This is a genomic window from Pseudoalteromonas espejiana DSM 9414, from assembly GCF_002221525.1.
Lineage (GTDB): Bacteria > Pseudomonadota > Gammaproteobacteria > Enterobacterales > Alteromonadaceae > Pseudoalteromonas > Pseudoalteromonas espejiana.
In genome coordinates this window covers 1,292,608-1,316,752 of record NZ_CP011028.1, presented here as the reverse complement: position 1 = coordinate 1,316,752, position 24,145 = coordinate 1,292,608, and the positions used below count along the sequence as shown (strand labels likewise).

At 40.3% G+C, this 24,145-nt stretch carries 22 protein-coding genes and 1 pseudogene; 11 read left to right on the top strand and 12 right to left on the bottom strand.

Translation table 11 applies throughout. The features are described from left to right. The first annotated feature begins 101 nt into the window (after window positions 1–101). From dinG to PESP_RS06045, 6 genes are read left to right on the top strand one after another with little or no spacing between them, the layout of a single operon-like run. Window positions 102–2,177: an ATP-dependent DNA helicase DinG gene (gene dinG / locus PESP_RS06070; protein WP_089347234.1), complete on the top strand. Its 2,076-nt coding sequence runs from the start codon at window positions 102–104 to the stop codon at window positions 2,175–2,177. Next, a complete protein-coding gene (locus PESP_RS06065; RefSeq protein WP_089347233.1) occupies window positions 2,177–2,953 on the top strand; it encodes a TSUP family transporter in 777 nt (258 codons plus the stop codon). The genes dinG and PESP_RS06065 overlap by 1 nt, the downstream gene beginning before the upstream one ends. A gap of 1 nt (window position 2,954) precedes the next feature. After that, entirely contained in the window at window positions 2,955–3,563 is a 609-nt protein-coding gene (locus PESP_RS06060) for a primosomal replication protein (RefSeq protein ID WP_089347232.1), read from the top strand. Then, on the top strand, window positions 3,563–4,459 hold the full coding sequence (locus tag PESP_RS06055) for a histone deacetylase family protein (RefSeq protein WP_089347231.1): 897 nt from the start codon (window positions 3,563–3,565) through the stop codon (window positions 4,457–4,459). Before PESP_RS06060 ends, PESP_RS06055 begins: the two co-directional genes overlap by 1 nt. A 49-nt stretch (window positions 4,460–4,508) precedes the next feature. Then, window positions 4,509–4,790, top strand: coding sequence for a late competence development ComFB family protein (locus PESP_RS06050; RefSeq protein ID WP_089347230.1), 282 nt, complete (start codon window positions 4,509–4,511; stop codon window positions 4,788–4,790). Continuing rightward, entirely contained in the window at window positions 4,774–4,926 is a 153-nt protein-coding gene (locus PESP_RS06045) for a DUF2496 domain-containing protein (RefSeq protein WP_089347229.1), read from the top strand. Before PESP_RS06050 ends, PESP_RS06045 begins: the two co-directional genes overlap by 17 nt. Before the next feature lie 2 nt (window positions 4,927–4,928). Here the strand turns inward: PESP_RS06045 and PESP_RS06040 are convergent. After that, window positions 4,929–5,454, bottom strand: a pseudogene (locus tag PESP_RS06040) (SEL1-like repeat protein). 369 nt (window positions 5,455–5,823) lie between these two features. Between PESP_RS06040 and PESP_RS06035 the strand changes: the two are divergent. Next, window positions 5,824–6,693: a DMT family transporter gene (locus PESP_RS06035; protein WP_089347228.1), complete on the top strand. Its 870-nt coding sequence runs from the start codon at window positions 5,824–5,826 to the stop codon at window positions 6,691–6,693. 31 nt (window positions 6,694–6,724) lie between these two features. Here PESP_RS06035 and PESP_RS06030 read toward each other — a convergent pair whose 3' ends face one another. Genes PESP_RS06030 through PESP_RS06020 form a run of 3 tightly spaced genes read right to left on the bottom strand, consistent with a single transcriptional unit; the run spans window position 6,725 to window position 8,491 of the window. Then, window positions 6,725–7,237: a CC0125/CC1285 family lipoprotein gene (locus tag PESP_RS06030; protein WP_089347227.1), complete on the bottom strand. Its 513-nt coding sequence runs from the start codon at window positions 7,235–7,237 to the stop codon at window positions 6,725–6,727. A gap of 25 nt (window positions 7,238–7,262) precedes the next feature. Continuing rightward, window positions 7,263–8,003 (bottom strand): anti-sigma factor, encoded by a 741-nt coding sequence (locus tag PESP_RS06025; protein WP_089347226.1) that lies wholly within the window; start codon window positions 8,001–8,003, stop codon window positions 7,263–7,265. Continuing rightward, window positions 8,000–8,491 (bottom strand): RNA polymerase sigma factor, encoded by a 492-nt coding sequence (locus tag PESP_RS06020; RefSeq protein WP_006793586.1) that lies wholly within the window; start codon window positions 8,489–8,491, stop codon window positions 8,000–8,002. Before PESP_RS06020 ends, PESP_RS06025 begins: the two co-directional genes overlap by 4 nt. A gap of 140 nt (window positions 8,492–8,631) precedes the next feature. Between PESP_RS06020 and PESP_RS06015 the strand changes: the two genes are divergently transcribed. After that, on the top strand, window positions 8,632–9,978 hold the full coding sequence (locus PESP_RS06015; RefSeq protein WP_089347225.1) for a S8 family serine peptidase: 1,347 nt from the start codon (window positions 8,632–8,634) through the stop codon (window positions 9,976–9,978). On the opposite strand, the gene PESP_RS06010 is transcribed toward PESP_RS06015, so the two are convergent. The 3 genes from PESP_RS06010 to PESP_RS06000 all read right to left on the bottom strand — a co-directional run bounded on the left by PESP_RS06010 (window position 9,962) and on the right by PESP_RS06000 (window position 14,179). Beyond that, entirely contained in the window at window positions 9,962–10,915 is a 954-nt protein-coding gene (locus PESP_RS06010) for a surface lipoprotein assembly modifier (protein WP_089347224.1), read from the bottom strand. The genes PESP_RS06015 and PESP_RS06010 overlap by 17 nt on opposite strands. Before the next feature lie 66 nt (window positions 10,916–10,981). Beyond that, window positions 10,982–11,845 carry a RodZ family helix-turn-helix domain-containing protein gene (locus PESP_RS06005; RefSeq protein ID WP_089347223.1) on the bottom strand — a complete coding sequence of 288 codons (864 nt, stop codon included), beginning with the start codon at window positions 11,843–11,845 and terminating at the stop codon, window positions 10,982–10,984. A gap of 135 nt (window positions 11,846–11,980) precedes the next feature. Next, window positions 11,981–14,179 carry an exonuclease domain-containing protein gene (locus PESP_RS06000; protein ID WP_245852151.1) on the bottom strand — a complete coding sequence of 733 codons (2,199 nt, stop codon included), beginning with the start codon at window positions 14,177–14,179 and terminating at the stop codon, window positions 11,981–11,983. Window positions 14,180–14,307: 128 nt separating this feature from the next. On the opposite strand from PESP_RS06000, the gene PESP_RS05995 reads away from it, so the two are divergent. After that, the gene (locus PESP_RS05995; protein WP_089347221.1) at window positions 14,308–14,802 is read left to right on the top strand and encodes a phosphatase domain-containing protein; all 495 of its coding nucleotides are present in this window, start codon (window positions 14,308–14,310) and stop codon (window positions 14,800–14,802) included. A gap of 370 nt (window positions 14,803–15,172) precedes the next feature. Here the strand turns inward: PESP_RS05995 and PESP_RS05990 are convergent, their stop codons facing one another. The 5 genes from PESP_RS05990 to PESP_RS05970 all read right to left on the bottom strand — a co-directional run bounded on the left by PESP_RS05990 (window position 15,173) and on the right by PESP_RS05970 (window position 22,117). Next, the gene (locus PESP_RS05990; RefSeq protein WP_089347220.1) at window positions 15,173–15,592 is read right to left on the bottom strand and encodes a GNAT family N-acetyltransferase; all 420 of its coding nucleotides are present in this window, start codon (window positions 15,590–15,592) and stop codon (window positions 15,173–15,175) included. Between the two features lie 113 nt (window positions 15,593–15,705). Beyond that, the gene (locus PESP_RS05985) at window positions 15,706–16,425 is read right to left on the bottom strand and encodes a DUF6445 family protein (protein ID WP_089347219.1); all 720 of its coding nucleotides are present in this window, start codon (window positions 16,423–16,425) and stop codon (window positions 15,706–15,708) included. After that, a complete protein-coding gene (locus PESP_RS05980) occupies window positions 16,418–17,158 on the bottom strand; it encodes a SapC family protein (protein WP_089347218.1) in 741 nt (246 codons plus the stop codon). Before PESP_RS05980 ends, PESP_RS05985 begins: the two co-directional genes overlap by 8 nt. 38 nt (window positions 17,159–17,196) lie before the next feature. Beyond that, window positions 17,197–18,753, bottom strand: a complete 1,557-nt coding sequence (locus tag PESP_RS05975) for a tryptophan halogenase family protein (RefSeq protein ID WP_089347217.1) — start codon at window positions 18,751–18,753, stop codon at window positions 17,197–17,199. 70 nt (window positions 18,754–18,823) lie between these two features. Continuing rightward, on the bottom strand, window positions 18,824–22,117 hold the full coding sequence (locus PESP_RS05970) for a TonB-dependent receptor (protein WP_089347216.1): 3,294 nt from the start codon (window positions 22,115–22,117) through the stop codon (window positions 18,824–18,826). 358 nt (window positions 22,118–22,475) lie between these two features. On the opposite strand from PESP_RS05970, the gene PESP_RS05965 reads away from it, so the two are divergent. Further along, window positions 22,476–23,048 carry an RNA polymerase sigma factor gene (locus PESP_RS05965; protein ID WP_174694379.1) on the top strand — a complete coding sequence of 191 codons (573 nt, stop codon included), beginning with the start codon at window positions 22,476–22,478 and terminating at the stop codon, window positions 23,046–23,048. Next, window positions 23,041–24,138, top strand: coding sequence for a FecR family protein (locus PESP_RS05960; RefSeq protein ID WP_089347214.1), 1,098 nt, complete (start codon window positions 23,041–23,043; stop codon window positions 24,136–24,138). The genes PESP_RS05965 and PESP_RS05960 overlap by 8 nt, the downstream gene beginning before the upstream one ends. Window positions 24,139–24,145 lie beyond the last annotated feature (7 nt).

The window sequence follows — 24,145 nt, the reverse complement described above, 5'->3', positions numbered from 1 at the left end:
AATTTATTGCTAAATTAGCTTGATCCTTGCTTGTAGTTACACTGTTATAACTCTAAAATCCATACACTGTAATTATATACATATTTTAGGTTTATCTCCCCATGCTTTCTGACCAACTAAAAAAAACAATTAGGCAAGTACACCAGCATGTGGCTAATAACCTAACTGATTATCGTCCGCGTAGTAGCCAAAACTACCTCGTCGCCGAAATAGCAAAAACGCTAGCTGGTGAATACCATAAAAAGCAGCGCATATGTGTAATTGAAGCAGGCACAGGTACAGGTAAATCACTTGCTTATTGTTTAGGTGCTTTACCGCTTGCCCTTGCACAAAAAAAGAAGCTGGTAATTTCTACGGCTACCGTGGCATTGCAAGAGCAATTAATTGCTAAAGAGCTGCCTTTTTTTAAAAAGCATTCTGGGCTCGACTTTAAGTTTGACCTAGTAAAAGGCAGGCAGCGCTATATATGTGCCCATAAACTACATAACGCTGTTAATGGCGATAGACAAACGCAAATGGAGTTTATGCCTACACTTACCTCGCCATTAAGCGACATGGAAACAAAGTGCCTCAAAGGTTTATACGATGCATACGTTAACAAAAAATGGCAAGGCGATAGAGACAGCTGGGCCGACACCATCCCCGACAGAGTTTGGAATTTAATTGCATGCGATAAACATGCCTGTCAGCGCCAAATGAAAGCCCACCAAACTTGTCCGTTTCAGCTTGCTCGTAATCAGCTTATGCAAATGGATGTATTGGTAATTAATCATTCGTTATTACTAGCTGATTTAGATTTAGGTGGCGGTAAAATATTACCCGAGCCCGACAATACTATTTATGTAATAGACGAAGCGCATCACCTTGCGCATATTACCCGCGACTTTTCATCAGCGGCAGCCACTATTAAAGGCACCATAGACTGGCTAGATAAGCTCACCAAATTTAGCGGCAAAATGTCTAAGGTATTAGTTGGTCAAAAAGCCATTGGTCAAAACTTCAAACTGTGCGACAGCATTAACGACGCCAATAAAGATTTAAAAGTAGTGCGTGATATTCTCGATAACGCCGACTTTGAATACTCAAAAGACGATACATACAGGTTTGAGCACGGCGAAATCCCTAAATCATTGCATAGCAAAGCTAAAGATATAAGCGATGCCACACTAGATGCATTACGTTGCTTAAATAAAATGCACGACACGCTAACCCAAGATGTAAGCGATGGTGATATAAAGCCCTACGTTGCTGACCCTGTTTTAGCCGAAAGCGGACAATACATAAACCGCTTAGAGCAGTTAAATAAACTTTGGTATAGCTATGCAAATAAAGGAGAAGGCACACCACACGCTAGGTGGATAAAGCGCTTAGAGTATAAAAGCCATCACGATCATTTATTAAGCGACTGCCCAATTGAAGTAGGCTACTACCTTAAAGATAAATTGTGGAATGAATGTGCCGGTGCAGTTTTATGCTCTGCTACTTTAAGTGCCCTCGGTTCGTTTGACCACTTTGCCTATGAAAGTGGATTAGCAAAAGAAGAAGGCGTTAAATTTATTAAGGTCCCCTCACCTTTTGATTACCCCAAGCAAGCAACACTGCGCATACCCGTAAGTATGATTGAGCCAACCGATAAAGCTTTTAGCGATCATATAGCGCAAACATTACCAGAGTATTTAAACACCAATAAAGCTAACCTAGTGTTGTTTGCCTCGTACTGGCAAATGGACCATGTGGCTAAGTTTCTTAGAACAAAAGGTTTTAACTTATTAGTACAAGGTGAGATGTCGCGAGAGGCCTTACTTAAAAAGCACACTCAAAATATTGATGCAGGCAAAGGCAGTATTTTATTTGGTACACAAAGCCTTTCAGAAGGGCTTGATTTACCTGGAAAATATTTAGAAAATTTAATTATTACAAAAATTCCGTTTGCCGTGCCAACATCTCCCATCGAAGAAGCCCAAGCAGAATTTGTACAAAGCAAAGGTGGGAATCCGTTTTTGTCGATTACGGTGCCCGATGCCGCAAAGAAATTGGTACAAAGCTGTGGTAGACTGCTGCGAAAAGAGAGCGACGAAGGTTGTATAACCATTCTCGATAGGCGTTTAATTACTAAGCGCTACGGCAAAGCCATGCTCGACACCTTACCACCTTTTAAAAGACAAATAGATTATTAATGTTTGAACTTGCTTTAGATCCAACCACACTGGCCATTTTATGTGCTGCCGCTTTGGCTGCAGGCTTTATTGATGCAATAGCCGGTGGCGGTGGGCTACTTACCGTACCTGCACTATTAACCGCAGGCTTACCACCGCATGTAACGCTTGGTACCAATAAACTAGCCGCAAGCTTTGGCTCATTAACGGCCAGCTATACTTATTATAAAAAAAACCTATTTAGCCCTAAGTTTTGGGCAAGCTCCATCCTTGCCACTGCAATAGGCGCTGTTATTGGTACACTAATTGTTGACCATTTAAGCATCGACTTTTTAAACAAGCTTTTACCTATCATAATAATTATGGTGGCGTGCTATAGCTTATTTGGCAGCTTAAGTACCACGCAAGGCGACGAATTACCTTCAAAAAACCCCGCTTTAAAAGTTAAGCAGTGGCTTCAAGGGTTAGCTTTAGGTTTTTTTGATGGCGTAGCAGGCCCTGGGGCTGGCACGTTTTGGACTGCCTCAAATAGCTTACTATATAAAATGAGCCTGTTACTTAATTGTGGCTTAGCGCGCTCAATGAACTTTGTCTCAAATTTTATATCGCTTATTACGTTTGTAGCGCTTGGGCACGTAAACTTTTTACTGGGCCTCACCATGGGTTTATTTATTATGCTGGGAGCATGGATAGGCGCGCATTCAGCTATTCGCTTTGGTGGTAAGTTTATTCGCCCGGTATTTAATACTATGGTTATACTTTTAGCATTAAAACTTATTTACGAGGCTTACCTATAAAATGCTAGCAAACGCGTTAGATAAATTACGCCAACAAGTTGCTACTCTTAAGCAACAAGCCGAGCAATTTGATAAAGCTAAATTGTTCTCTAAAAACCGTTACATGCAAGCGCAGCCAAGCTTGTTTGATCGCGGCGTATTTAGCACTAAAAGCATGAACCTAGCCGACTACGTAACAGAAATAGAAGATGAAATAGCAAGCCTACCACCAAGTGAGCATCGCCATGCATATACTTACGCTCTTGAGCGCATAGGTAATCAAGTGCAAGCCGTGTTTAGTGTTATTAAATCAACGCCTATTTGGACAAAAGAAAACAAGAGCCACTATAAGCCACGTCCAAAAAATAAAGTTTATAAACAAGCCGTGCAAAAAATAATGCAATCGTCGCACGAGCTATACGATGAGCTTAAGCAAAACCACGAGTTTGAGCGCCGCCTAGTATTAATGATTGAAGAGCGGAAGCTACAAATGGAAAAAGCCACACCAGCGCAAGCGCAAAAGCTTAATATGGAAATATTAACAACACATGCTCGATTAGGTCGGTGTCGTAAAGCAATTTCGGCCACCGAAGATAAAATTCAACAAGTCGAAAAACAACAATTACGCTAATGCAGCTTTTTTATCACCCGCTTTATTCTGCTTTAACGCTTCCTGAGCGCCATCGCTTTCCAATACAAAAATACCAACTGCTCAAAGCAGAAATTGAAGGCCTAGGCTTAACGGCTAATCATTTTACTTCGCCTATAAAAGCAACGCCTGCTCAGCTTTCGCTTTGCCATACTCAAGCTTATATTAATGACTTTTTAAACGGGTCACTTAGTAATAAAGCCATTAAAAAAATGGGCTTTCCGTATTCAAATCAATTGGTAGAGCGCACGTTACTGTCGGTTGGTGCGAGTATTCAAGGCAGCGAACACGCGCTAAAGCATGGTTTTAGCGCTAATTTAAGTGGAGGCTATCATCATGCCTACAGTGATTACGGCAGCGGCTTTTGTATTTTTAACGACCTTGCTATTGCAGCAGCGCATTTAATAAATAAAGAGCAAACCGACACGGTTTTAATTTTTGATTGCGATGTACATCAAGGCGACGGCACCGCACAAATAACGCAAACCCAAAGTAATGTAATCACTTGCTCTATACATTGTGAGCAAAACTTTCCGCGCTTAAAGCAGCAATCCGATTACGACTTTGCACTACCTGCCAACACAACAGATGCCAACTACTTAACGACCCTTAAACAAGCGCTCGAATTTTGTGTACGCATTCACAGCCCCGATATTATTTTATACAACGCAGGGGCAGACATTTACCAAAAAGACGAGCTTGGCCTATTTAATGTATCCCTTGAGGGAGTTTATAAGCGCGACCATTTCATACTCAATTTTTGTAAAACTAATAATTTACCAATTATGTGCGCGCTTGGTGGCGGTTATCAACGCAACGTAGAGTCGTTAATAAATGTGCATAAACAACTATTTAAAGCGGCTATCGATTTATTTTAGTGCTTAGTATACACTCAAATAAACGGACTACTTAAAAGGCGCTAGCAAGATGCGATTACACGATGACATACACAACTTTTACGAAAAAATAGTGGTTGAAGAAATTATTAAGCGTAAGCTAGATAAAATTTACAACGAAGATGTTATGGCCGATTTTTGTTGTACTGTGCTCAATCAGCTTCCTCCCCGTTATATTCGCTACGATGTAGATATGGCCTTTTATTTGCCGCAAAGCGAGCGAATCCATATGGAAGAACGTGTACAAACAGCAATAGATGTAGCCATTACTCAAATTTCAAAAAAGAAAGATCTAAATGACCAACCCACTTGATCAAGCCCCAATACACGTAAAACTTGCTGTAGATTTAATTATGCTTTTGGAGCAACACGACCTTGCCCCAGAAGATGTTTTAAAAGCACTCGATATTGTAAAAAGCGACTTTGAAAACAAGCTAGAAAAGCCATAACGTTATTCTATTGTTTGTATGTCGTGCTGGGTAACGCTACCGTCGTGCTTAGTGCAATCAATTTTAACTTCGCCAAATGTACGCCTAGGTGTAGTTGAACGACGACAAGTCATATTTTGTGCTTTAACGCCAAATTGGGTTATGTACAATGACACTGTTTCGTCTATTTGTTGTTTTTGCTGCGCAGTCGCTGCACTGTAAAATGCATCGTATTGCGCAGACCAATTTTCAACCCCCGCTTCTTTTGCAACGCCTAACCAGCCCATTCCAAGCTTAATAGACTGCTCCAAGTATTGGCCTTTTAAAAACATAAACGCCAACGTATATTGAGCACTTTTATACCCAAGTGCTGCAGGCTCTTTTAAATCATCAAAAGCTTGCTCGTACAGCCCCTTTTTTATACGCTTTAATGCCATTGTATTCTTTTTTCTTCATTGTATTGTCACTGTATAGGTTAACTGGGGTTGACCCACACCCACTTAATAAACCCACAACCAAAATTGCTGTAACCATTAAACACCTAGACATAAATAGGGCGTGTTGCTCTTTGATGGTTGAATTTGCAGCAGTGTGTTTGGTTTTTAGGCAAGGCGGAGCCTATGAAGTGTGGTTATTCCCCATAAATAGGCGATAACGCAGCATAAATGCCAAACATGCGCTGCCCTTCGGGTTCTTCCTAGGGGCGATAAACTCTTTGTTACTCGGTTTTTACTTAGCCCACTAGGTTACAAACCTCGCGCCGCGATTTAATCGCCCCTAGATTGAACAAATTTCAATCCGCAAAGGTCAACACGCCCTAGTCCTTTTATTATTTTTATATGCGAGTACCGAATCTGGCTTACACTCTTTACAAAGCCTGTTATTCTGTAACCCTATTTGTATAATTAAAATACTATCATGAGCTTAGCAAGTTTACTTAGGTTATTTTTTCTGGCTGCAATTTGGGGCGCCTCATTTTTATTTATGCGAATGGCCGCTAATAGTTTAGGGCCTGCGGTGTTAATAGAATTTAGAGTCGGCTTTGCGGCACTCACACTATTTATAGTTGCGCTGTATTTAAAGCGCCGATTAGCGTTTACCCAACACAAAAAGCACTTTTTTATCATTGGCGCACTTAACTCTGCCCTACCTTTTTTACTTTTTGCTTATGCCGCACAAACTATTAGCGCATCTACGTTATCTATTTTAAATTCAACAACCCCTATTTGGGGCGCTGTTGTGGGTATTATTTGGAGTAAAACCAAGCCTACTAAGAGTATGGTTTTAGGCTTGCTGTTGGGTTTAATAGGCGTGGCAATTTTAGTTGGGCAAAATCATTTTGTATTAAATAGTCAATCAATAATAGCCATAGTAGCGGCATTGAGCGCTTCGCTTTGCTATGCCATTGCATCCCATTACACAAAAAATGCGCCAAAGCTTGCACCGTTCGATAACGCACACGGCTCAATGTGGGCAGCGAGTTTTATGGTATTGCCCCTTATTTTATTTATGCCAATGCGTGAAATGCCAACCACCAACGTTATGCTCGGCGTTTTAGCCCTTGGCGTAGTGTGTACAGCGCTTGCTTATATTTTATTTTTTAAGCTTATTGAAGATATAGGCCCAACCTCTGCTTTAACGGTCACGTTTTTAATTCCACTATTTGGCATTTTTTGGGGACATTTAATTTTAGATGAGCAAATTGGGCCAAATACGTTATTAGGCGCATTATTTGTTATTGTGGGCACTATGCTGGTTACTGGATTTTTACCACGAAAAAGCACTTAGCTAAAACAAGCTAAGTGCTTTTACAAAGCGCTTACTTTTGTGCTTTTTTGCTTAAGTTTTCAATTAAGTCTTGGGCGCTAAAGCTGTTCTCGCTTGGTTTTATACCTTTGCCCATTTTAATATCAATCAGGGTGTGCACTTCTTTGCGTTTATCATTATTGCTTACCTGTACGCCTACGCTGCTTGTTGGGCGTGTGCGTGTTTCGCAAGTTAATAAACCGCAGCTTCGCTCATATTGCTGGCTTTGTGATGCACTAATAGATGACGTGGGGGCTTGCGATTTAGACTCAACAAAGGTTTCTTTGTTAGTTACAACAAACCAGTCGTAGCCTTGCGCTTGGGTAAGCTCAGCTGCGCGTAATAATGCATAATCACCGGCATCGGCTACATTGTTTGACACACTTTTAAACTCTACTCGGTATTGATCATCGCTAATTTTTTGCTCGCTGTAACCTTGTGAGCCATTATTCGCGGCTCGGTAATCAGGTTTAGATGCACAACCCGCCATAAGTAAAATACTGATAATTAAAATAGATGTTTTCATAATTCACCTCGTTTTATACACATTATTATTTGTTTAACTGCCACTTTGCGCTAATTGCTTGCTGCTCTTGCGCTCTATCTAGTGGTGCGCCGCTGATCATGCTATCTATAACAGCATCTAACTCACTGTTATTAGACGCCGTTTGATATTGCGCGCCATTATTACTTTGCTGCGCGGCTGTTTGCGCTTTAATTTGCCAACCGCTTTGTGTTTTACAAGCAATGCTTGTTTGCGTTGTATTGTTTGAGCTTAGTGCATACTGCCTACAAAGCTCACCTTGCTGATTTTTAAAACTAAGCTGCGCGCTAAATAGTGAACCATCACTTTGCTCAAACACACCACTGCTTAGTTGTGTGTTAAGCGCTGAAGCTGTATTACTAGCCACTAAACTTTGCGCATTATTTGGCTGTAAATAGCTAGTCATTGCTATACCAAATACCACGGCAACGCTTGCAGCTATTGCTAAGCTTTTATTAGCCGATTGCTTAGCCTTTTGCCAAGGCGTTAACGTCACTACATTGCTATTTAACGTGTTTTTAGTCGTTGCTGTGTCAAGCTTTGCAACCGTTTTAGCTAATGAGTCACTAAGGGGTGCGTCATCAATACTTGTAGCGTGCTCTTTTACTAGCATGTCTACTTCGCTTAGCTCTGCAAGTCGCATTACTAGTTCATCATTGGTCTCAAGGGCTTTACGCACTTGCTCCATTTCGTGCTCGCTGAGTTCTGAGTCTAAAAAGGCGCTAAGTGTTTCGTCGTTAATGTTCATACCTGCTCCTTTTTAAAGTCGGGTTTTATTAAGTTATAAAGTGTACTGCGTGCTCGCGATAATTTACTCATTACACTGCCTATAGGTATATCTAGCGTATGTGCGACTTCTTTATAGGCCATGCCCTGCACTGCCACCAGCGATACTATGGCGCGTTGCTCTTCGGGTAATTGCCCAAGTGCTGTATTTACATTTTTAAGCATTTGTTTATTTTCGAGTGTTTGGTGCTCATTACTTGTAATTGGCTCTGGTAATATATCGGCCTGAGCCGTATTTTGCCTTACCTTGCGTGAGCGGTATTCGTCTATCCACACATTGCGGCAAATTTTAAATGCCCATTTAGCAGGTTCAACGTCATCTGGAATGCCTTTTACTAATAGTTTTTCAATTGTTATTTGCACTACATCGTCTGCATCTGCTTTACTACCCGTTAGCGAATAGGCAAAACGCCTAAGCATGGGCAATAAGGTTTTTAATGTTTCGTTCATTGATTTTTACCCCTTTTATAAAGAAGACGATTCAAAAAAACATTTATTCCCAAATAATCAAAATAATTTGAATAATGAAATATTTCTATGTGTTAAACGTTAACTAACCAGCATGGTAAATTTAATAGAAGTAACCCACTATGAACATGAAAAAAGTCCGCGTTAAACACATAATAGCCGCCTCGCTTTGCATATTTAGCGCAACGAGCTCAGCCAATATAATAAGAGTCGATCAGGTGCTTGGGCAGCTAAACCCAATAGAGCAACGTATTGAACAAACTATAGAGCGTGCACAGCGCCTGCCGCTTCCGGTGCCTGTTCCACAAATATCGATTGACGAACTAAAAGCGCAAATAAGTGAGCCAATTAGCAACTTACCTAATGTGCTTAACATTAATATAAATAGCCAAAACACCGCATTTGTTGAAGTAGAGCTAGAAAACGGCTTTAGAGCAATAGAGCGCCAATGGTTATTAATGGCAAATAGCCAACAAATTAATACCCTAAAACAGCAAAATATAACGATTGTATCGGTAAAAAATTACAACGCACTTAATATGAGCTTAGTGCGCTTTAACGCCCCGCAAGGTGTTAATTCTAAAAGTGAGTTATTAAAAGCGCTTAACTTAGATGAGTCTGCAATACTTGACCGAAACCACATTTACCAAGCGCAAACAGGCGAGCCTACCATTAAAGTAGCGCAAAATAAGCCTATTGCGCCCTACTGCACACAAAGCGTAAAAATCGGCATGATCGACAGCGCCATTAATACCAAACACAGTGCTTTTAAAGGCGCAAGTATCATCACACAAAGCTTTTTACCACAAGGGTTAAGCTCGCCAAATTTACACGGCACCGCCATAGCGGGATTAATTACGGGTAAAGGAGCAAAACTCAGCCCACTTTTAAGCAGTGCCAAGCTTTACAGTGCAGAGGTGTTTTATAGGCAATCTGAATATGCCCAAGGGGCTACTTTATTTGCCATAGTAGAGGCGCTTAACTGGTTAGTTAGTAATAAAATACCCGTAATAAATATGAGCCTAACAGGGCCAAATAACACAGTTTTAGAAGCAAGTATTACTGCTGCAATAAAACAAAACGTATTAATTGTAGCTGCTGCGGGTAACCAAGGGCCAGCGTCGCAGCCGTTATACCCAGGTGCGTATAAAAGCGTGATAGCGGTAAGTGCTATTGATTCAAAAAGCCAAATTTATAGATGGTCAAATAAAGGTGATTACATAGACTTTACAGCCTTTGGTGTAAATGTTGTTACAAGCCAAGGCAATGGAAAATTTGGAAGGGAGTCGGGTACGTCAATGGCGGCGCCGCATGTAAGCGCGGCATTAAGTTGTTTATTGTTAAAGCATGGTAATAATAGAACCAAAGCACTTAACGAGCTTACATCGCTTGCCAAAGATTTAGGTGAGCAAGGCAAAGACACCACCTTTGGTTATGGTGCCATTTACCCACCTAAAAGTGCACTTTAACTGACGCCGATAAAACCGATTGCGTATAGGTATTGCTACTAAGCTTTGATTGGTAATCGCCATATTCAGCCTCGGCTATTAGTGTTACGTGCTCAAATACAGCTACGTTATAAAACGCATTAACTACATTTCTGTGCTCATCTCGCGACGGTATTTGCTCAAAAAAATCATCCGTTGTTTGCTCATCGTAATCTTTATTTTGATAACGCCAGCCTGCGCCCACTTTATTCGCTACATTAAAGGCCGTAAATTTGTGCGTAACTTTAGTAGTAAAACCATAGCCGTTAAAGTCGTATTGGTTGTCGTCGGCGTTTTCTTTATCGGCACTTAGCGATGCCATTAGCATGGTTTGGCCACTATTTATAAAATGATAAAGCGCTACATCGGCACCTACGCCGTCGGCATTACGTGCTTTTGCAGTAGCAAAACGTTTAGCTTTGGTTTTTATGCTCATACGCAAATACGTATGCGGGTTTAAAAAATGGCCATAATAAGCACTGACTTGATTAAAATGTAAAAATGTATCGCCATCTACATTTGCTTTTGCACCATCGTAACGAACCCCTACCTCATGACTATTAAAGCTATAGCTGCCATCTAAACCATATTGATGAAGGTCTAAATCGTATTGATCAAACTCATCGTAGTCTTGTTGTTCAAACTTATAGCTTGAGGTTAATTTGGCGCTTTTGGTTAATTGCCATTTTGCATTAACACCTGCTGCGGTTTTTATGCCGCTGTCGCTTTGCGACGAAATATCGTCAAGCTCCTGAACAGAGAGCGCCGAGTTACTTAATACCCCAACTTCTGCACCTGCATTTAGCTCAAAGCTACTTTTAAAGGGTTTAGTTTGCTCAGGTGTTTTAACGTGGTTAGTTTGTGCAAGCACCGCTTGGGCACTAAAAACACACAATGTGGCGGTTATAACTGCTTTCATATTTATTCTCCAACAGGCCGAATAGGTTTCCCCATTCGGCATTTGTGCAAACACACTTAGGCCGTATTAAAGGCCTAGGTCTAAATCGTTAGTAATGTTGGTTACTACTTCACTTGCGGTGCTAAGTGCTACATCGTTACTAATTTGATCTGTGACCGCTGCACTCACCTGCCCACTAACACTTTGCTGTACCGTGCTTTGTAAACTACTAACCGTACTATCTTGCACACTGGCAATTAAAGATTGCTGAACACTGCTTACTACTTCATTACTGGTATTAATTGCATCACCCACTTGCAGTGCAGAACTCACTGAGTTTGTAGCCGTATTAGTAATTGCTAATTGGTTTGTAAGCTCACCCGCATTTGTTGCATCAGCTTGTGTTACTGAATCGCTAGCGCTACTCACATTTGAAAGTAAAGAGGCATCTGATGGTGTATCGGTAGTGTCTGCTTGTTCAGAGGTAAGAGAAAGTAATGACGACTGACTCACAGCAGTCGTTAAATTACCTGCCGATGAGGTTAACTGCGTTGTTGCATCAAGCGCTGTATTGACTGTGGTATTACTTGCAGCATTTAAAGACGAGACCGATGCGCTCAATGAGTTATTTAAAGATGAGCTGGCAGATGCAACTAATGAATTTGCAGGCTCTGCGGCCTCGCTGCTTTCTTGCGTTGGAGTTTGCGTATTATTCGCCGTTGAATCTGTAGCTTGCGAGTCATCAGCCGTTACTTGTGTATCGTTAGATACGTTTGTGTTATTGCTACCACTGGCTGTTAAACCGTTTTGTGAAAGCGCAATAGATGTAGATGTTTGTTGCTGCGCCGACGTTGACTGAGATATTTCAATATCAGCGGCGTGCACAGCACCTGTAAAAGTACACACACCGCTTAACATCATTACGCTTACAATTTTATTTAATTTAGTCATTGTTTTGTCCTCTAGTTTGTCGGATTGACATAAAGAAGACGATTTACAAAAACACTTTATTCCAAAATAAATTAAAAACTTATAATTAAACTATTTATTATTTAATTTTCATACACTTAAAAACAAGATAATACGTTACTGCGTTAGCGTTTCACTATTTTGTATCAGCAATAATAGCTCAGCAGTGGCAGTTGCATCGGCCAATGCGCGGTGATGACTGGTTAAATTTAAATTAAAATGCGCACTAAGGTTACCAAGCGAATACGACTTTAAGCCTTTAAACGCTCTGCGCGATTCAACCACGGTGCACATTTTTGGCATTTTAAAAAAGTGCCCTGCAACCTCGCACTCTTTTTTTATAAAACCGTAATCAAAGTTTACGTTATGGGCTACAAAAATACTGCCTGCGAGTTTATCTAATAGTGGCTGTGCTATCTCGGCAAATACAGGCGCGTTGTAAACCATGCTATCGCTTATGCCGGTTAGCTTAGTAATAAAGCCGGGTATATGGCGCTGCGGATTAATAAGAGTCGTCCAAGTATCTATTACTTTACCGTGCTGCAGTTTAACTATGCCAACTTCGGTAATGCGGTTACCACCCTTTAAGCCGCCCGTGGTTTCTATATCAACGATGCTGTAAACACGGTTAGGGTCTACAAACCATTTAACTGCGGCAATATGTACCGTAAAGCCTACATTTTTTAAATTATCAATAGTGGTAAGTTGGTTGCGCCTAAGCTTATCGCCCGGGGCTTTTACCTCTTCAAAATGTACTTGCCCATTATTGATAACCATTAAATCGGGGTAGCCGTCTTTTAGCTGTAAATAGTGTTTACTCATGGCCGTTAAATGCGCAATTAACGCTTCAAGCGGGCTGTTTAAAATAAGCGCCTCTAGTGGCTCTAATAAATTGCTGCGCCATCTAAATAACCCATTAGGCTGCTCAAAATACTGCGCGGCATGTTTACATACCAAATTAAGCAACGCCTGATTAGTACTACAGCTTTTTAAACGTGCGTCAATTTGCGTGCTTTGTGCTTCATAAAAATTACCAAGCTGTAAAACTTGCGGGTAAATATCAAATTCATTACACGGCGGGTACGGCGACTCTATAAACAACTCGTGCCAAAATACTAAACCAAATAAGCTTTGCCATAAGGTGTTTTCGGTATTAAAAACCATTAACCCTTTTGCGGTGTAATGCTCATTTACGCCTTGCTCTACATCGCCTCGGTAAATTTCGTCAATTTCAAGTACACATTGGGTGTCGGCTAGCATAGTGCTTAAGCGCGAACGCGTTTGTTTATTAAACTTACGCATTAAAAAGTCATCAGCAAAGTAAAGTAAGTCATCGGTGAGCGGGTTTTCTATTATTTGTTCTAGCTGCGCTTTTACCCATTCTTTATTACCTAAGCGGTATTGCTCTCTTATTTGAATTTCTTGGGCTTCGGCGTAATCGGTGCACCCTTCAAGTAAGCTAAAGGCAAGTTCGCTATCGGTATTTTTAAGTTGTTTATACAGCCTAACCAGCAGTTTGTTTTTAATATCGTGCGCTTGTGCACCGTGCGCCGGTTGCGCTAAAACTAAATGCGCAAGCTCGGTGTAAGGTGTTTTATCATCCACGGTTTCAGCTTTTGCAGTACCGGCTGTTTTGCCAATGTTTTTAAACGCTAAACGGTAACGGTTTAAAACATAATTAGATTGCGCCTCAGCCAATGTATTAAAGCGCGACAAGCTCTCGCTGTGCCCTTCGCGGGTAGCGGTTAACCCTAAATCGCGCATAACAAATCGGTTTTGATGATTTACATCGCCATTACTTAAGCGCCCTGCAAATAAAAACTCAAAATACTCGTAATAATCTTCACGGTTATTAATAACATACTGGCTATATAAAGGGGCAAGATCATCTGCGCGCTCACTAAAAAATTGGCACGCAATAGTGACCAACGCCCCTTTAGCTGCGCTTTTTTTAAAGCTTAGTTGCTCGCTATAATTACTTAGTAGCTCCACCAGCATGGGCTTGGTTAAATGCGCTATAAGTAGCTTGTAATGCTGCGCGTTTGGCTCATATAAAATACCCGCTGTTTTTAGGGTATAAATAGCCTGATGCGGCGAGGTTATTTCTTCATAATTGAGCGATTGCGCCTGTACTAAATAAGGCTTGCGCGAATACACGCGTGCCAACATGCATTGGCTTTGCTCATCTAGCTGGTTAATTTTACTAATAAATTGGCTGTGCTTGGGCTCAAGTAAATGCATACATTTACTTGTTACAAACTCAATAAGTTCTCTAAAATGCGCTAAATAGTATTTTGCTGGTAATTCTTTTTTCATAACATCGCCACAACTGTATATAAAAACAGTATCTAGTATTTATGCTTATTATTCAATCTTAAACTTGTAACTAAAACACGCTATAGTGAGTGTATAAAAGCAAATTGATTAAAAATAAAGGACTTACCATGAGCGCGCACCCATACGATGTTTTATCACTTAATAACGGCGCAAATATTATTTTTACGCCTTGCCCTGGTACAAAAACGCAAAACCTAGCGGATTCAATCGCTACATTAAAAGCCGCTGGCACTCACATGCTGTTATCGCTTATGCCGCAAAAGGAGCTTGAAAAAAACAACGTACAAACAATTAATAATGAGTGCAATAAGCACGATATAACTTGGTTTCATTTACCAATAAATGACGACGAAGCACCCAAACAGCCTTTTACATCAAGCTGGAACACCCACAAAACCGACATATTACAAGCCATACAACACAAACAAACCATTGCCATACATTGCAAAGGCGGCACTGGCCGCACAGGGTTGGTGGCTGCGCTTATTTTAAATTCGGCAGGTTACACAAAAGAAGAGGTATACAGCCTAGTACAAGGCATTCGCCCTAAAGTGCTAACTATAGAATTGCAAAAAGAATACTTTAATAACTTTGAAGTGTGAGGGAAACTGGGGAATATGTTAACACTAATTATTAGTTACCTTTGAAAAGCTTACCTACTTATTAACGGTAACTAATCGTTATTATGTAAATCAAAAAGCCACCAAATAAGAATGAGCCAAAACCTGCAGGCCTAAATGTACTTTTAAATTTTTGAGCAGACCAAACAGCAAACTGTCGATGCTTTACTGACCCTATTATTGCAAACCCTAAACCCACCGCAATCAGTAAGTACCCAATACTTACTATTAATTAAGTACACTTAACTCTCCTAAAAACTAATGCCCGCATAAGCCAATACAGTCGTACTTACTAAAGTTAACTAAAGAACCGCAAAAGCCAAATGCTTTGCGCCTTTTAATACTACAGCTATTAGACTTGCAAGCTCATGTAGTAAAAGCGAACATCTTTTCTATCGACTGCAAATCCAATACGGCTATATAACTTAAATGCAGGGCTACGCTGAAATACTTTGAGGTCTATGAATTTGATACTTTGTTGACGAGCTATATCAACTACTTTAGCAATAACGTGAGCACCATAACCTTTATTTTGATAAGCAGCTGCAATCTGAATGTCGCGAAGTTGGCAACGCCCTTCTTCGAAAGATAAACGCACTACCCCTATGTGTTCACCCTTACACAAAATATCAAAGTTTTTGAGGTCTTTGGTTGCTTGATGTATGTCTTCTACATCCCAATCTACCGCATATATTTCGTAATAGGGCTTCATATTGTTAAACGTAAATTGTGCGGCAGCCTTTAAGTCTTCAGTAGCAACAATCTCTAGCATTCACCTAGCCTCCAAAAAGAATTAATACTCAAAAATCTAAGTAACCACTTTAATTAAATAAGCTAAACTGCGCTATAAATTGCGCGTGCTAATAACTTTAGCGGGTAAAAAAACTAACGTAAAACAGCAAAACTACTTATAGTTAAACGCCCATTAATTGGATCGCAGGCATAACCGTTAGCCGCATTTATATTACCTGAATGCAATAAGTTGCTTGGATATATAACAACCCGATTTAGCTTTGCCTCTACACTGTAAACTTGCTCAAACAAAACTGTGCTGCCATTTATGTAATGTGGGTTTTTATGAAGCTTTTGCGCCATGGCTTGTTGCTTTATAGCTTGCCTATAAGGCATGAGTCGCTCTTTTGTTATGCGTTCATACCCTAGGGTTTTATGTTTATAAAATGAAGTACCCCCATGTGTTTCATCACATAAAAAATGCACCATAGCGAGTTGGTTCATATTGGGTGTGTCAAAATGGGGAAGCATCTGTATTGGCCTGAGTTCATCAGGCTCAGTACATGCAATTGAAAAGGCAGAAAGTATTACATCAAACTCGTTTTTATCTGCCATATCAAAGTGTGAATTAATAATTGGAGCCAGTGCTTTTAACTGCTCTATATAACTAAGCGGTGCTGCTTTTCTTACTCCTGGGTAAAAGTCACTTTCTTGTGTGCAAAATGTTTCCCTCGCATTTTGAGAAAACACAGCAAAATTAATAAGTGCATCTACATTATTTACAAAATCATCAATAACAATAATTGGGGTTTTTTCCTCCCCTACAGTGTGTACCTGTAATGCCTTATTTTTGTTAAGTGTAAAATCAATCATCAGCTAAATTAAGCATCGTATTTTTACGCTCTATTAATGGGTATATCTGGGCGAGTGAGGTTATTACTGTATAAATGGCAGGTAATAAAGCACTTTGATGTAAAAGCGTAATTTGCTCACTATTAAGTTGTGCGAGTTTGTCCGGATTAATAGTGTATAGGCCGTTTAACTTTGTTTTTTGGTTATTTTCAAACGTTACTTCAAGCGATAATGGCTGTAGTAGTTCATACTTTAACAAGGTATCAATTAGCTTTTTATTGTCTATTTCGCCTTGTAATAAATGCCCTAAACACTGCTTTATTTGTTTAAAGTAGCCACTTTCTTCAGCGCTTTGGGTATAAATTGGTTCTAAATTATTTTCGCTTTGCGCAGAGTTATCAACTACTGCAGGGCTATTCAAATTAATACACACAGGGTATTGCGTTTGCTGCGCATGAGTATCACCCACAAAAAATGGCTGACGCTGTAACTGAAGCGGCAAATATACGCCCTGCCACTGCGATTGCTGATAAAACAAGTTTTCATGTTGCTCAAAGCCTAATAAAGCATTGAGTGTAAACTCGCCTGTTTCTGAGTTTTTTGCAAAAACTATAGGCTGCTGAACGGCAATTTGGCTAAGCTCCGCCATAACAACGGGGATCATATTAAGATTTTTAGCGTGTGATTGTGCTTTTTGTGTGTCTATTTTTATATGCTGATGAGCACTTTGCTCTAATGCGACTAAATTTTCCATGCGTGTCTCTTTATTGTTTTTATGTGTAAATTTTTAAGCTAAATAGCACTAAAACCATGGTGCTTAATTTTATTAAGCAGCTCTCGGTTACTGGGTAAGTTTGTGACTGCTTGGTTTATCATGCTCTTATTTTTATCAAACTGACTTTTAGCGAAAACAGTGTCTTTAAGCATATAAGCAGTTGTGCTGTAATCACTTTTAAAGCCCATACCGTATAAAACATATTGATAACTCGCCGCTGGAAACACCTCATTATTACTTGTAAAGTCGTGATCAGCAGGAGCGCGGTATTGCCATAACTTCATTAGATCTTGTAAGCTTTGAGGAATCGTTTTTGGGTCTCTGTTGTCGCGCCAAAATGCGTTATCGTCACGGTTTGATAAAATATAATGCAGTTTTAAAAAGTCGATTATTTTTTCCCACCTATAGGTAAACGTCTCGTTAAAGCGTTTGGCGGTAATATCCATAATATCTCGGGTATGGGGGAGCTGTTCGCTGATCATCTGTGCTGACATTTCTACTAATACCAATGCAGAAGCTTCAAGTGGCTCTAAAAAACCAGCCGAAAGCCCAACTGCAACGCAGTTATTTTGCCAAAAATGTGAGCGATGGCCACTTTTAATAGGGATTTTTCTAACTGTTAACGACTCTATTTTATCGCCTACATACGCTTTAAGCTTTTCTCTTGCTTGAGCCTCGCTACTATATTTACTCGAATACACGTAACCTACACCACGGCGGTGCTGTAACCCTATATCCCATATCCAACCGGCTTCTTGCGCTGTTGAAATTGTGTGAGATGCAATACTCTCATCTTCATTATCATAAGGGACTTGCACTGCTAAGGCGGTATCAATAAATAGCACGTCATCACACGGTTTAAAAGGAACCTTATAATGCTCGCCTAATAACAATGAAGAAAAGCCGGTGCAATCAACAAATAAATCACCGCTAATTTCACCTTGTTGTTTTGTGGTAACGCTTGAAATATCGCCACTTTTAGCACTATTAACTTGCGTCACATCGGCTAAAATATGTTTAACGCCAAGCTGTTGCGTACAATGCTTTTGTAAAAAAACGGCAAATTTTGCAGAGTCTAAATGGTAGGCATAATTGGCTATAGCTGCGTATTCTGGGGTGCGAATTGTTTTAGGAGCAAGCCCTTGCTCACAAATAGCTTCTTGGTAACACACTGCATTTGAAAAAGATGCTGACTCAGCGGTGTTATTTAACCAATGGCCTGCCATATCTGTTTTTGAAAAGCCCTGTGGCAAAACTAATGGGTGATAATAAAAATCATCATTGCTGCCATCCACCCACTTGGCGAATTTTGCCCCCTGCTTAAAGCTTGCTTCGCACTCACGTATAAAGTCGGTTTCGCTAATGCCAAGCGCTATTAAAGTACTGCGCATGGTAGGCCAAGTGCCTTCGCCAACACCTATAATTGGTACATTAGGAGATTCAACGAGTACAACATTAAGACCATCCGGGGTATTACTTTTATGGTGCGCCGCTAATCGGCCGGCTGTTAGCCAGCCCGCTATACCTCCACCAACGACAACCACTGTTTTTATTTTTTTATCTTGCTGGTTCATACTTGTTACCTAAAAGGCATAATTAAAAAGTGGCCATTACTAAATGTAAAAGCCACTTTATTAATTAAAGTTAAAAACTACCGCGAACACCTAACGCAAAACGTCGCCCGCTATCTTCAACCAATAGTAATTGGTTAGAAAAACGACCACGCTTGTGTACGTATTCTTCGGTTAAGTTAACACCTTCAAAAAATACCGATACATTTTCGGTAATGTCATAGCTGCCACTAGCATCAAGTTGTGCGTAATCTTCCACAATTGTCACGCCATCGCCATTTAGCTGCGTTAGTGACTGTACAAAACTATCGCGCCAGTTATAGGCTAAACGCGCTTGAAATGGGCCATTTTCATAAAAGCCAACCACGTTATAAGAGTCGCTTAAGCCTGTTAATGCAAATACTTGAGTTATATCTGCTGGGTCTAGCTCTGCATCGCTGTCTACAAATGTTGCATTAACCATAAAACCAAAACCACTATCAAAACTGTGTTGTAAGGCTATTTCCCAGCCATCAACAATCGCTGATTCGCTATTATTTGGTAATGTATTAGTAAATACAGCCGTTGAGTCGGCAGCGTCAGGGTTATCTACATCGTTACCTGTAGAAGGGTCAGTTAACAATCCGCCGCCAGACAACTCAAAGGTTAAGTCTTCGGTCGTATTAATAATGAAGTTAGCAACATTTTTTCTAAAGTAACCCGCAGATAAATAACTAGCATCAGCGTAATACCACTCTAATGATAAATCTAAGTTATCAGAGGTAAATGGCTCAAGCGCAGGGTTACCAGAGCTTGATGTTAAATTACCGCCTTGGCGAGTTGTTTCAATTACTGTTACAGGCGACATACTATCGAGTGTTGGCCGTGTAATTGTTTGCGATACAGCGGCACGTGCTATTAGCTCATCACTTATTTCAAGCTTTACACTAAAGTTAGGTAAAATCGCTTCATAATCTGAACTTGCTGAAATATTTTCTACAGCGCCAAAGTTAGCAAGCATTTCTGTTTTATCTAAAATGGTTAACGCGCTCACCGGCTCATCTGTGCCCTTTACTTTTACATCAGTGCTTTCGTATCTAAAGCCCGCTGTTGCGTATAAAGGCATGCCTGCAAGCTCAGCTTCAAAATCAAACTCAGTATAAAACGAGAAAGTATCTTCAGTTATCTCAAACGACTTATTACGTTTAACTGCATCAAAACTAATAGGCTGGCCGTTCGCCGCAGCTATTTGCTCAAGATACGCAAAGTTTGCCTCGCCATCATGTGCAAGCCATGACGTTGGCATACGACCGCTGCCGCTTACATCGCCTAAAAAGTCATCCCCTGCATCAAATACAAATTGTGCTAAGCCATCCATGCTTGGGTCATCTGGGTAACCACAAAAAGTACAGTGAATACCAACACCTTCGTTATCCCAACGATCAAGGTTTTTAGTTTCAGTTGAATACATAGCACCAAACTTGACCGAAACTAGGCCTGAGCTGCCATCATTATGCCAAATGCTATCCCAACGAAACTGATCCACAGTATCTTCTACAGCCCAACCACGACGTAGCATTACGTGTGCTCGACTATTGGCGGTATCTAAATGATTTGATACGCCATCAGGTGCAACCGAAGGATTATAAGCAACACCGTCAAGTTCTTGCTGACCGCTATAAATATTAGGATTAGCAGAGGCAAATTCACTTGCGTAAGGCAGTATACCGCCATCCACTTCAAATCGAACTCGGTTAGCATAGCCTATCAACGATAACTGATCGCCACCGCCGTTATTAGCCTCACGCTCGGCTTTTGAGTGGCTCAAATCAAACTTCATATTTAAGTTATCATTTACATGCCAATCAAAGTTTAAGCCTAGTGCGCTAGAGCTTGTTAAGCGATCAAACTTTTTAGCGTGCATATCGGTAGCAAGACCTACCTCTTGATATAAATCAACCACTGTGCCATTTTCGTCTACAGTTGGACCTGCAGCGCCACCAAAGCCTTCTAAGTTTGGCGCCGTAAACCAATGCCCATAAGACGTGGTGTCTGCTTCAACATCAAAATCAGAATAAAGCCCATCAGCTGTTATTACTAAATCATCTGAAGGTGCGTACTGTATAACTAAATTTGCATTAGTGCGTGTACGTGTTTCTGTCGTGACTTTATGATCGTAGTTACGCGGAGAAAAAATATTACCGGTATATGTTTGCCCGCTTTGAGTTTGCGGGTTTGGGACGCCCACGTTTTCTAACCAACCGTCTACCTGAGCCTGGTTTAAGCGTGTTTCGCGCTCCTGGCGAGAAACAGCAAACAACACACCCAGTGTGTCATCATTAAACGTATTGCTAATTAAGCCAGAAATCTCGGGGGTCGTTTCTTCACTATTTTCATCGTAAATACCTTTAACACTGCCCGCAACTTTAAAACCGCTAATTGCAAATGGTCGCGCTGTATTTACATTTACTGTTGAACCAATACCACCAGATTGCATAGTGGCCGTTGAGGTTTTAAATACATCTAAGCTTTTAACCAGCTCGGATGCGATGGTATCAAAGCTAAACGCACGGCTTTGATTTTCAGATGCCATTTGGCGTCCGTTTACCAAGACTGTATTAAACTGCGGGCCAAAACCACGTACCGTAATGAGCTGCCCTTCACCGCCTGAACGGTCTATTGAAACCCCGGTAATACGCTGTAAAGACTCAGCTAAATTTGTGTCAGGAAATTTACCAATGTCTTCTGCTGAAATGGAGTCGACCACGCCACCCGCTTCTCTTTTGGCATCCATAGCTCGGCCAAGCGAGCCTCTAATTCCGCGTACTTCAATTATTTCTGGTTCTTGTGCTGCTGTCTCTGCTACTGCAGGAAGCGTTGCCACTGTGCTTAGTACAGCTAGTACAGCACTCGACACGCCATTTTTTTTATAGTTAGCCATGTTGTCAGTTCTCTCGAAACTTGGGTCTATTAAAATAGATATTTGCCCATCTTCGCTAACATGCGGTTGCAACCCTGTGCCATCGAGTAAAATCTGTAACGCGTTTATTATTGAATACTCGCCAGCAATAGTATTTGTTTGTAACTGCTGAATTTTATCCAGCGGAAAAAGCAAAGTAATATCGGCTTGCTCGGCAAAATTTATTAGCGATAAATCGGCCCTTTGTCTCGGAATATTAAACACTGCTTTATCGTTTACAGCGCTCGCTTTTACCTCGGTGGTGAACAAGCTAAAAACCAGCACATAAAGCGGTAAACAAAAAGGCAAATGTAAATATTCCTTGCGTATAGTTTTTGGCCATACACAGAACAAAGACGAGTGACTTTTTATTTTCCTCCATAAATATTTTTTATTTTTTTTAAATAAATTACTTTTTTGACTAGCCATGCTAAATTTTTTTATGCCTTTATTGTTTTTATTTTCTGCGCTTTTAACTGTATTTTTATTACAAAAAATATACAGCCCACATTGTATTTTTTTACTTATTAATTAAAAGGTTAAAGTTTCAAACGTAAATACTAAGTATCAAGCAGGGTATTTATAATGGCAAAAACTGTAGTACACTTCGCCTTTACATTACAAGCTTTATACCCTGTGCGGTTAGTGAACATTAAATTTAAAAAATAAAAAGCTGATTTATTTTTTAAATTTAATAGCGGATTTTTTCTTACCATTCGTCTTAGTTTGTATTGGCAAAACAATAACAATAATTGCCGTAAACACACACACACGAGACACACACTAAATGACGAAAAACACACTTTTTTATAAGGTCTATTTGGCCTCGCGCAAAAGTCTCTCAAATGTAGTTGCACGTATAGTGCCGCCACATGAAATTGAAGATATAGTGCAAGAAACCTATGTGCGAATTTGTCAGATTAAAAACACTGAAAATATAACTTCACCAAAATCTTTTATTTATAAGACGGCGCGAAATTTAGCGCTCGATTACCAAAAGCAAGCCAATATACGCCTAGTCGATGGCATCGACAACATGGAAGCGTTAGAGCAACTCTTAGCGGAACACCAGCAAGACGAAATGTATGAAAAAGCACTAACCGATAGTGAGTTTTCAAATTTTTGTGAAGCCATACGGCTTTTACCTGTGCAGTGCCGTAAAGTGTTTGTATTAAAAAAAGTGTATGGTTATTCGCAGCGAGAGATTGCTGCTCAATTAAACCTTAGTGAAAGTACCGTGGAAAAACATATAGCAACAGGCATGAAACGTTGTACGCAATTTATGCGTCAATCTACAAATAGTGTTTATGGGCAAACAAGTACTTCTTCGCAGTTAAATGCAGGAGGTAGACATGAGTAATGTTCATCATATAAACGAGCGAAACACGAGCGACGATGCGCGCCTTGATAAGGCAAGCGAGTGGCTAGCTAAACTTGACCGTGGATTGACTAAGCCCGAGGAGCATGCGCTGCAGCAATGGTTGGCGCAATCTTATAAAAATGTAGAGGTGTTACTAGAAGTAGCACAGCTGTGGGACAAAATGGACGACCTTAGTCGCTTGTCAGATCTGTTTCCACAAACACCGGTAAAACAAAAGCGTCTCCCTGTGTGGTTAGGTGCAACAGCTGCTTCTATTTTATTAGCTGTTGCACTTAGCTTTTTTCAAGAAGCATTTAACTTTTCATTTTTTTACCCTGTTAATCAATCTGCAGTGGTTGCTAAACAGCTTAACTTTCAAACCGACATAGGTGAAAGTAAAGACATACTGCTTCCTGATCAAAGTAAAATCACCCTTAATACTAATAGCTTTGTTCAAGTAAGGTATACGCAGCACTCACGGGTAATAAATTTACTTCGCGGCGAAATTCATATAGATGTAGCTCACGATAAAACGCGCCCTTTAAGTGTGATCGCCGGTGATAAAGTTATTCAAGCTGTTGGTACTGCATTTAATGTAGAAGTTGGGAAAAAACAAATAGAGCTCATTGTAACCGACGGCAAAGTACTTGTTGCAGAGCAACGTACTAAGCAGTTACCAAACCTCTCCCAAAGTGGAACCAATAAACAAGGTCACTATTTATCAAATAGCTCAACTTCAGTATCAAAGGGAGAAAAACTTGATTTAAGCTTTAAAGGTAAAATTGCTAAAGCCGCTGTAAAAGTAGACCCAGTAGAGGTAGCTGCAAGTTTATCGTGGCGCAAAGGTAGTTTAATTTTTAGAGGTGAGTCACTAGCTGAAGCTATGGCTGAAATTAGCCGTTATACAGATATAGACTTTGAACTTTCAGAAGATGAGCGCCTAAAAAAAGTGCAAGTGGCGGGCATGTTTAAAACAGGTGACATTAAAGGATTGTTAGAAGTTTTAAATAACAACTTTAATATTGATTATGAAAGAGTTAGCCCCGATAAAATTCGTTTAAAATACGCAGCACCACACGCCTCAATATAGTAAAGTA

Excerpts from the sequence above, each read along its gene's own strand:
- dinG (WP_089347234.1), top strand. The coding sequence starts at position 102 with ATGCTTTCTGACCAACTAAAAAAAACAATTAGGCAAGTACACCAGCAT.
- PESP_RS06065 (WP_089347233.1), top strand. The coding sequence starts at position 2,177 with ATGTTTGAACTTGCTTTAGATCCAACCACACTGGCCATTTTATGTGCT.
- PESP_RS06060 (WP_089347232.1), top strand. The coding sequence starts at position 2,955 with ATGCTAGCAAACGCGTTAGATAAATTACGCCAACAAGTTGCTACTCTT.
- PESP_RS06055 (WP_089347231.1), top strand. The coding sequence starts at position 3,563 with ATGCAGCTTTTTTATCACCCGCTTTATTCTGCTTTAACGCTTCCTGAG.
- PESP_RS06050 (WP_089347230.1), top strand. The coding sequence starts at position 4,509 with ATGCGATTACACGATGACATACACAACTTTTACGAAAAAATAGTGGTT.
- PESP_RS06045 (WP_089347229.1), top strand. The coding sequence starts at position 4,774 with ATGACCAACCCACTTGATCAAGCCCCAATACACGTAAAACTTGCTGTA.
- PESP_RS06035 (WP_089347228.1), top strand. The coding sequence starts at position 5,824 with ATGAGCTTAGCAAGTTTACTTAGGTTATTTTTTCTGGCTGCAATTTGG.
- PESP_RS06030 (WP_089347227.1), bottom strand. The coding sequence starts at position 7,237 with ATGAAAACATCTATTTTAATTATCAGTATTTTACTTATGGCGGGTTGT.
- PESP_RS06025 (WP_089347226.1), bottom strand. The coding sequence starts at position 8,003 with ATGAACATTAACGACGAAACACTTAGCGCCTTTTTAGACTCAGAACTC.
- PESP_RS06020 (WP_006793586.1), bottom strand. The coding sequence starts at position 8,491 with ATGAACGAAACATTAAAAACCTTATTGCCCATGCTTAGGCGTTTTGCC.
- PESP_RS06015 (WP_089347225.1), top strand. The coding sequence starts at position 8,632 with ATGAACATGAAAAAAGTCCGCGTTAAACACATAATAGCCGCCTCGCTT.
- PESP_RS06010 (WP_089347224.1), bottom strand. The coding sequence starts at position 10,915 with ATGAAAGCAGTTATAACCGCCACATTGTGTGTTTTTAGTGCCCAAGCG.
- PESP_RS06005 (WP_089347223.1), bottom strand. The coding sequence starts at position 11,845 with ATGACTAAATTAAATAAAATTGTAAGCGTAATGATGTTAAGCGGTGTG.
- PESP_RS06000 (WP_245852151.1), bottom strand. The coding sequence starts at position 14,179 with ATGAAAAAAGAATTACCAGCAAAATACTATTTAGCGCATTTTAGAGAA.
- PESP_RS05995 (WP_089347221.1), top strand. The coding sequence starts at position 14,308 with ATGAGCGCGCACCCATACGATGTTTTATCACTTAATAACGGCGCAAAT.
- PESP_RS05990 (WP_089347220.1), bottom strand. The coding sequence starts at position 15,592 with ATGCTAGAGATTGTTGCTACTGAAGACTTAAAGGCTGCCGCACAATTT.
- PESP_RS05985 (WP_089347219.1), bottom strand. The coding sequence starts at position 16,425 with ATGATTGATTTTACACTTAACAAAAATAAGGCATTACAGGTACACACT.
- PESP_RS05980 (WP_089347218.1), bottom strand. The coding sequence starts at position 17,158 with ATGGAAAATTTAGTCGCATTAGAGCAAAGTGCTCATCAGCATATAAAA.
- PESP_RS05975 (WP_089347217.1), bottom strand. The coding sequence starts at position 18,753 with ATGAACCAGCAAGATAAAAAAATAAAAACAGTGGTTGTCGTTGGTGGA.
- PESP_RS05970 (WP_089347216.1), bottom strand. The coding sequence starts at position 22,117 with ATGGCTAGTCAAAAAAGTAATTTATTTAAAAAAAATAAAAAATATTTA.
- PESP_RS05965 (WP_174694379.1), top strand. The coding sequence starts at position 22,476 with ATGACGAAAAACACACTTTTTTATAAGGTCTATTTGGCCTCGCGCAAA.
- PESP_RS05960 (WP_089347214.1), top strand. The coding sequence starts at position 23,041 with ATGAGTAATGTTCATCATATAAACGAGCGAAACACGAGCGACGATGCG.